Genomic DNA, 6,508 nt, shown 5'->3' on the forward strand with positions numbered 1-6,508 from the left:
TTCCAGGGATGGCGCTATCTGCCGCTGAGTGATGCGCCGACCGACCTGCCGACCGCTGGCGACGAAGCGATCCCCCCGGACCTTGCGCGCAAGCTGCGCGAGGTCGGCGCGTGGTGACGGCCCGCTAGATCGCCATGTTGTCGATCAAGCGGGCCCGGCCGATCAAGGCGGCGGCGAGCACCCGGCCGGGGCCGCTGACTGGGCCGGGGCCCAGACGCGACAGATCCTCGGCGCCGCGCACCTCGAAATAGTCCACCCGCTGGAAGCCGGCGGCGGTGAGCGCGGCCTGGCCGTCGGCCTCGACCTCTGAGACCGGATCGCCCGCCTGCAGCCGCTTCACGGCCTTGGCCAGCGCGGCGTTAAGTTGGCCGGCGACCTGCCGCTCGGCCTCGCTGAGGTAGGCGTTGCGCGAGGAGCGGGCGAGGCCGTCCTGGAGGCGCGAGGTCGGCGCGCCCAGAATGGTCACCGGGATGTCGAGGTCGGCGACCATGCGGCGGATCACCTGAAGCTGCTGGTAGTCCTTCTCGCCGAAGATCGCCACGTCGGCGCCGGCCTGCAGCAGCAGCTTGGCGACCACGGTGGAGACGCCCGCGAAGTGGTTGGGTCGAGCCTGCCCGTCCAGCGGCTCGGAGACGCCGGTCACCGTCACGGTGGTGGCGAAGCCCGGCGCGTACATCTCCGCCACGCTGGGCGCATACAGCAGGTCGCAGCCGACGTCGGCCAGCATCCGTGCATCGGCCGCTAGATCGCGCGGATAGGCGTCGAAGTCCTCGTGCGGGGCGAACTGCGTCGGGTTGACGAAGATGCTGGCGACCACGCGGTCTGCATGGGCGTGGCCCAGCCGCACCAGCGACAGGTGGCCCTCGTGGAGGGCGCCCATGGTCGGCGTCAGCGCCACGCGCAGCCCGGCCGCGCGCCACTCGGCGACCTGGGCGCGAAGTTCGGCGACCGTGCGCACGGTCGGAAGGGGCGTGTCGTTCATCGGCGGGCTTATGACCTGGGGCCGGCTCCGCGTCCATGGCCGCGCGGGACTCGTGTGGGCGTTCGCACGATGAAACGTCGTTGACGCGAGTCACGCAGAAGCGTTGAGGTTCCGCCTTTGTCGAATGGGCCGATGCAGGCCCGCGCGGAGTTTAGGCCTGATGTCGCAAGGCAATGTGATCGTCGTCGGCAACGAGAAGGGCGGCGCAGGCAAGTCCACGATCGCCATCCACATCGTGACCGGGCTGCTGCACGCGGGCGCCAGCGTCGCGGTGATGGACCTGGACCTTCGCCAGCAATCGATGGGCCACTTCTTCGCCAACCGCCGGGCGTGGCTGGCCGCCAACGGCGAGACGGCGCCGATGCCGATCGAGAACACGCTTGGGGTCGATGGCCGCAGGCTGGCCAAGGCCCCTGACGCCGAGGCGCTGGCCCGGTTCGAGGACACCTTCGGCGAGGCGCGCGAGGCGGCCGACTTCGTGCTGATCGACACCCCCGGGGGCGACACGGCGATGTCGCGCGCGGCGCACGGCGCTGCGCAGCTCATCGTCACGCCGATGAACGACAGCTTCGTCGACTTCGACATGTTGGGCGTGGTGGATCCGGTGACCCTCGAGTTGAAGCGCCCGAGCCTCTATTCCGAGACCGTGTGGAACAGCCGCAAGGACCGCGCGGCGGCTCAGGGCGAAACCATAGACTGGGTCGTGCTGCGCAATCGTCTGGCGCCTACCGAGGCGCGCAACCGCAAGCGGTTGGACGAGCGCGTGCACGCGCTGTCGCGACGCGTCGGCTTCCGCGTCGGGCCGGGCCTGCGGGATCGGGTGATCTATCGCGAGCTGTTTCCCTTCGGACTGACGGTGGCCGATCTGTCGCCGACCATCCGCCCCGTGGCGATGTCGCTGCAGCACGTCGCCGCGCGCCAGGAGCTCCGCGCGCTGATGGGTTCGCTGGGCCTCACAGGGTTGGAAGACGGCGATATGATCGCGGCGCAATAGCCGTGCCCACGGGCTGGCGCCGATGATTTATATAGCGCTGGGCGCAGGTCTGCTGGCGTTTCTGGTGTGGGTCGGGCGGGGCGGTCGATCGCCCTTCAAGCGCCGGGAATGGCGATTGCTGGCCGCTGCGCTATCGCTCGCCGCCTTCGCCGCGGCGGCGTTCGTGGGTATGCGGGGCGGGATCGGAACGGCCCTGGCGCTGGCGTTGGCCGGGCTGTGGCTCGCCGGTTCGGTGCGCCGCGCGCCAGCGGTCCCACGCGGATCCCCTGCGTCGTCTCAGATGAGTCTGACCGAAGCTCGCTCGACCTTGGGCGTGGAGCCGGGCGCGACGCACGCCGAGGTCAAAGCTGCGCACGCGCGCCTGATCCGCCTGGCGCATCCCGACGCCGGCGGCACTGTCGGTCTTGCGGCGCAGCTCAACGCTGCTCGCGATCGCCTGCTACGCGAATAACGCGGTCCAGACAGAGTCATGGCCGGGACGAGGCCCGGCCATGTTTGGGAAGGTGACGAGCCGATACTCAGCTCGGTGAGATGACCTGACAGGCCAGCTTCTTTGCCTTCAGCGCGCTGCAAGCGGCCTTGGCTGAGCTCTCGGAGAAGCCGTTGAAACGGCTGCGATAGGTTCCGGCGGCGCGATCGGCGACCTGGCCGTCGGCCTGGGCGAACTGCTTTCCGAAGCGGTTGCGGACGAAGGAGAGCTGCTCCTTGGCGTCGCTCTTAGACTTGAACGAGCCGACCTGAACCGCCCACTCGCCGCGCTTCTTGTTCTTCTTTTCGTCGGCCTTGGCCTTCTTCTCGGCCTTCTCGTTCTTCAGGCGGGTCTTGTCGGACTCAACGATCTTCAGCGAAGCGAGCTTGGCCGGCGGGGTGGCCGAGGCCAGCATGATGCGGGTGTCCTGATCTCGATCACCTTGCTCGACCGAGGGACGCATCACCGAACCGGCGGGCTCGGGCTCGAACATGTTCTGGGCGACGGTGATCTGCTCGCCGCGGTTGCGGCGCGCGATGATGTCGAAGCCGGTGAGCAACAGGTCCTGGGCGTTGTTGTCGCGCGACGCGTTGGACGAACCGCCCATGACCACGCCGATCAGGCGGCGGTTATCGCGCACCGCCGAGACTGCGAGGTTGTAGCCGGACGCGTTGGTGAAGCCGGTCTTCAGGCCGTCGACGCCGGGCATGCGGAATAGCAGGCCGTTGTGGTTACGCATGAGTTGGCCGCGGAAGGCGAACTGCTGCTGGCTGAAAAGTTTGTAGTACTGTGGATAGTCGCGCATCACCGAGCGGGACAGGATGGCGATGTCGCGCGCCGTGGTCAGCTGGCGGCTGTCGGGCAGGCCGGACGCGTTGACGAAGCGGGTGTTCTGCATGCCGAGCTCGCGGGCGCGCAGAGTCATCAGCGCTGCGAAGCGGCTTTCCGTGCCGCCAAGCTTTTCGGCCATGGCGACGGCGGCGTCGTTGGCGGATTTGATCGCCATCGCCTGCATCGCATCGCTGACGCTGATCGAATCGCCGGCGGCGACGCCCAACTTGGTTGGCGACTGCGCCGCGGCGTGGGGCGAGAACACCACGCGATCGTCGGGCTGCAGCTTGCCCGAGGCTAGCGCCTCGAACGTCAGATAGAGCGTCATCACCTTCGTGATCGACGCCGGATAGCGCGGACTGTCGGCGCGCTTGGCGTACATGACCTCGCCGGTTTTCGCGTCGACGACGATCGCCGCGTACTTCGGCTCATTCGTCGGAAGCTGCAGATACGGGATCTGCGCCTGGGCCTGCGGAGCGATCGCTGCAGTGGCTGCAGCGACGGCGAATCCGATGGAAAGCAACAGGCGGCGGGCGGGCTTGATCATGCTTCGTCCGTCAAAACAAAGGGTTGAGACGTATATAGGTACGCCCTTACTGCATCCATCATGCCACCCTCATCCTTGCACGATGGTAAACAGCAGTTGAATGGGCGGTTTTGTCGCGCGGGTCTCCCCCCAAGTTTTCTTTGCCGCCCCAATTTATGGTGCAGTGCACAAAAATCGCTTGACTGCTGCACTGCAACATGAGATTCCTCAGATCGCCCCAAGGCTGTGTTCCATCAGTTTGCGATCTCCGCGCAACGCCGCGCTGCAAAACCCCCAGGAGTTGAATCCATGCCCGCCGCCGAAACCATGAAATCGACCGTCGAACAAGTCGCCGCCTCGAGCAACCTGGCGTTCAAGGACGCCGTCGAGAAGTCGCTCGCCGCCCTGACCGACGCCAATGGCGCGTCCAAGAAGAACCTCGAAGCCGTGATCGCTTCGGTCACCGCCGCCACCAAGGGCGCCGAGACCCTGGGCGCCCAGGCGATGGCGTTCTCCAAGAAGTCGGTCGAAGAGCAAGTCACCGCCGCCAAGTCGCTGGCCAGCGCCAAGAGCATCCAGGAAGTGGTCGAACTGCAGACCACTTTCGCCAAGAGCGCCCTGGAAGCCTACATGGCCGAAGTCGGCAAGATGTCGGAAACCGTCGCCTCGTCGGTGAAGGATTCCATGAAGCCGATCAACGAACGCGTCACCGCCTTCGTCGAACGCATGCAGGCCGCGCGCTAACGTCACAGCGCTTGCGGCGCGCCGTTCGCGGCGCGAATTCAAGAAGGCCCGGACCTTGGCTGGTCCGGGCCTTTTCTATGGGGCGCGCCGGGTTTAGAGCTTGGGCATGTCGCAAGTCGAAGCCCGCCTGGCCGCGCTAGGAATCACCTTGCCGGAGCCTGCGTCTCCGGTCGCCAACTACGTCCCGTTCGTGCGGTTCGACGAGCTGGTCCATATCTCCGGCCAGGTTTCGAACGACGCCTCCGGCGGCATTCGCGGGGTGGTCGGCGAGGCGGTCGACGTCGAGACCGCCATCCGAGCCGCGAGGCTCTGCGCCATCAGCCTGATCGCCCAGATCAAGCGCGCCTGCGACGGCGACCTGTCGCGGGTAGCCCAGGTGGTGAAGCTGAACGGTTTCGTCCAGGCGGGACCCGACTTCTTCGACATTCCGCAGGTGATCAACGGCGCCTCCGACCTGATGGTCGAGGCGTTCGGCGACGCCGGGCGGCACGCGCGCTCTGCGGTCGGCGTCTATCGCCTGCCGCTCAACTTCGCCGTTGAGGTGGATGCGGTGGTGCGGATCCGGTGAAGTCTCGTTTCGGCCAAGCCTGGGAGCTGCTGTTCGACCCGCCGGTGGCGCATCGAGGACTGTGGTCGCGCGGCGGCGCGCCGGAGAACTCCTTGGCCGCTTTTCAGTGCGCCTGCGCGGCCGGCTACGGCATCGAACTGGACGTCCAGCTATCGGCCGACGGCGAGGCGATGGTGTTCCACGATGACGAACTGGCGAGGTTGACCGGCCAGCCGGGCCGACTGCGCGAGCACGCGGCCGCCGACCTGATGGAGATGCGCCTGGGCGGCGGCGAGGAACGGATTCCAACATTGCTCGAGGCGCTGGCGGTGATCGGCCGCCGCGCCATGGTCCACATCGAACTGAAGACGCCGCTGGGCGAGGTCGGGCCGCTGGAACAGCGGGTCCATGAGGTGTTGATCGACCACGCGGGCCCGGCCTGCGTTATCGGCTTCAATCCCTATTCCCACGCCTGGTTCGCTGAGCGTTTCCCGGGCGTGCTGCGCGGCTTCGACGTAGAGAAAGGCTGGCCCGCGCCCCGACGCGATCCGGGCAGCGAGCTCGCCGAGGTGCCGCTGGCGCGCGCCCATTTCCTGGCGCTCAGCGTCGACCTGCTCGACCATCCTGAGACTGCCACCGCCCGCGCGGCCGGTACGCCGGTGCTGGCCTGGACGATCCGCAGCGCCGAACAGCGCGCCCAACTGGCCGGCGCTTGCGACAACATCATCTTCGAGGGTTTCGCCGCGTGACGCTGAAGCCCGCTGTCACCGCGCACAAGAGGATCGCGGATATCGGCCGGGCGGACTGGGACGCCTGCGCGCGCAACCCCGACTATCTCGAGAACCCCTTCATCCACTACGATTTCCTGCACCCGCTGGAGGAATCCGGCTGTGCGGTGGAGCGGACGGGCTGGGGGCCGCAGCACCTGAGCGTCGCAGACGACCAGGGGCGCACAGCGGCGGTGATGCCGCTGTACATCAAGTCGCACAGTCAGGGCGAGTACGTGTTCGACCATGCCTGGGCCGACGCCTATGAGCGGGCCGGGGGGCGTTATTATCCGAAGCTGCTGTCGGCCGCGCCGTTCTCGCCGGTGACCGGGCCACGGATGCTGCTGCGGCCGGACGTCGACGCCGACGAAGCGCGCGCCATCCTGCTGGCCGGCGCGGTGCAGCTCTGCGAACGCTACGGCGCCTCATCCCTGCATGTGAACTTCGCCAGTCCCGACGAGTGGGAGTGGCTGGGCGGGCAGGGGCTCGCGCAGCGCCAAGGCCAGCAATACCACTGGCGCAACGACGGCTATTCGACCTTCGACGACTTCCTGGCCGCGCTCTCGTCTGGTCGGCGCAAGACCATCCGGCGCGAGCGGCGCGACGCCCAGGCCGCGGTGGAGATCGTGGCGCTGACCGGCGCCGAGA

The 6,508-nt window shown here is 67.6% G+C and carries 9 protein-coding genes; 7 read left to right on the top strand and 2 right to left on the bottom strand.

From position 1 onward, the window contains the following. A partial coding sequence (locus Q8R27_RS09170; protein WP_305698740.1) for a DUF1489 family protein occupies positions 1-117 on the top strand: 117 nt, incomplete at its 5' end. A 7-nt stretch (positions 118-124) separates the two neighbouring features. On the opposite strand, the gene panC is transcribed toward Q8R27_RS09170, so the two are convergent. After that, positions 125-982, bottom strand: coding sequence for a pantoate--beta-alanine ligase (gene panC, locus Q8R27_RS09175; protein WP_305698733.1), 858 nt, complete (start codon positions 980-982; stop codon positions 125-127). Positions 983-1,142: 160 nt separating this feature from the next. Between panC and Q8R27_RS09180 the strand changes: the two genes are divergently transcribed. Then, positions 1,143-1,976, top strand: coding sequence for a division plane positioning ATPase MipZ (locus Q8R27_RS09180; protein WP_305698734.1), 834 nt, complete (start codon positions 1,143-1,145; stop codon positions 1,974-1,976). Positions 1,977-1,998: 22 nt separating this feature from the next. Then, entirely contained in the window at positions 1,999-2,427 is a 429-nt protein-coding gene (locus Q8R27_RS09185; protein WP_305698735.1) for a molecular chaperone DnaJ, read from the top strand. A gap of 67 nt (positions 2,428-2,494) precedes the next feature. On the opposite strand, the gene Q8R27_RS09190 is transcribed toward Q8R27_RS09185, so the two are convergent. Continuing rightward, positions 2,495-3,823 (bottom strand): D-alanyl-D-alanine carboxypeptidase, encoded by a 1,329-nt coding sequence (locus Q8R27_RS09190; RefSeq protein ID WP_305698736.1) that lies wholly within the window; start codon positions 3,821-3,823, stop codon positions 2,495-2,497. 288 nt (positions 3,824-4,111) lie between these two features. Between Q8R27_RS09190 and Q8R27_RS09195 the strand changes: the two genes are divergently transcribed. The 4 genes from Q8R27_RS09195 to Q8R27_RS09210 all read left to right on the top strand — a co-directional run. Then, entirely contained in the window at positions 4,112-4,546 is a 435-nt protein-coding gene (locus Q8R27_RS09195; protein WP_305598175.1) for a phasin family protein, read from the top strand. 106 nt (positions 4,547-4,652) lie between these two features. Then, the gene (locus tag Q8R27_RS09200) at positions 4,653-5,114 is read left to right on the top strand and encodes a RidA family protein (RefSeq protein WP_305698737.1); all 462 of its coding nucleotides are present in this window, start codon (positions 4,653-4,655) and stop codon (positions 5,112-5,114) included. Then, entirely contained in the window at positions 5,111-5,842 is a 732-nt protein-coding gene (locus Q8R27_RS09205; RefSeq protein ID WP_305698738.1) for a glycerophosphodiester phosphodiesterase family protein, read from the top strand. Before Q8R27_RS09200 ends, Q8R27_RS09205 begins: the two co-directional genes overlap by 4 nt. Then, positions 5,839-6,508 (top strand): peptidogalycan biosysnthesis protein (locus Q8R27_RS09210; protein WP_305698739.1); only part of this gene is annotated, 670 nt, incomplete at its 3' end. The genes Q8R27_RS09205 and Q8R27_RS09210, both read left to right, overlap by 4 nt.

The sequence above is a fragment of the Phenylobacterium sp. genome (assembly GCF_030697305.1).
Lineage (GTDB): Bacteria > Pseudomonadota > Alphaproteobacteria > Caulobacterales > Caulobacteraceae > Phenylobacterium.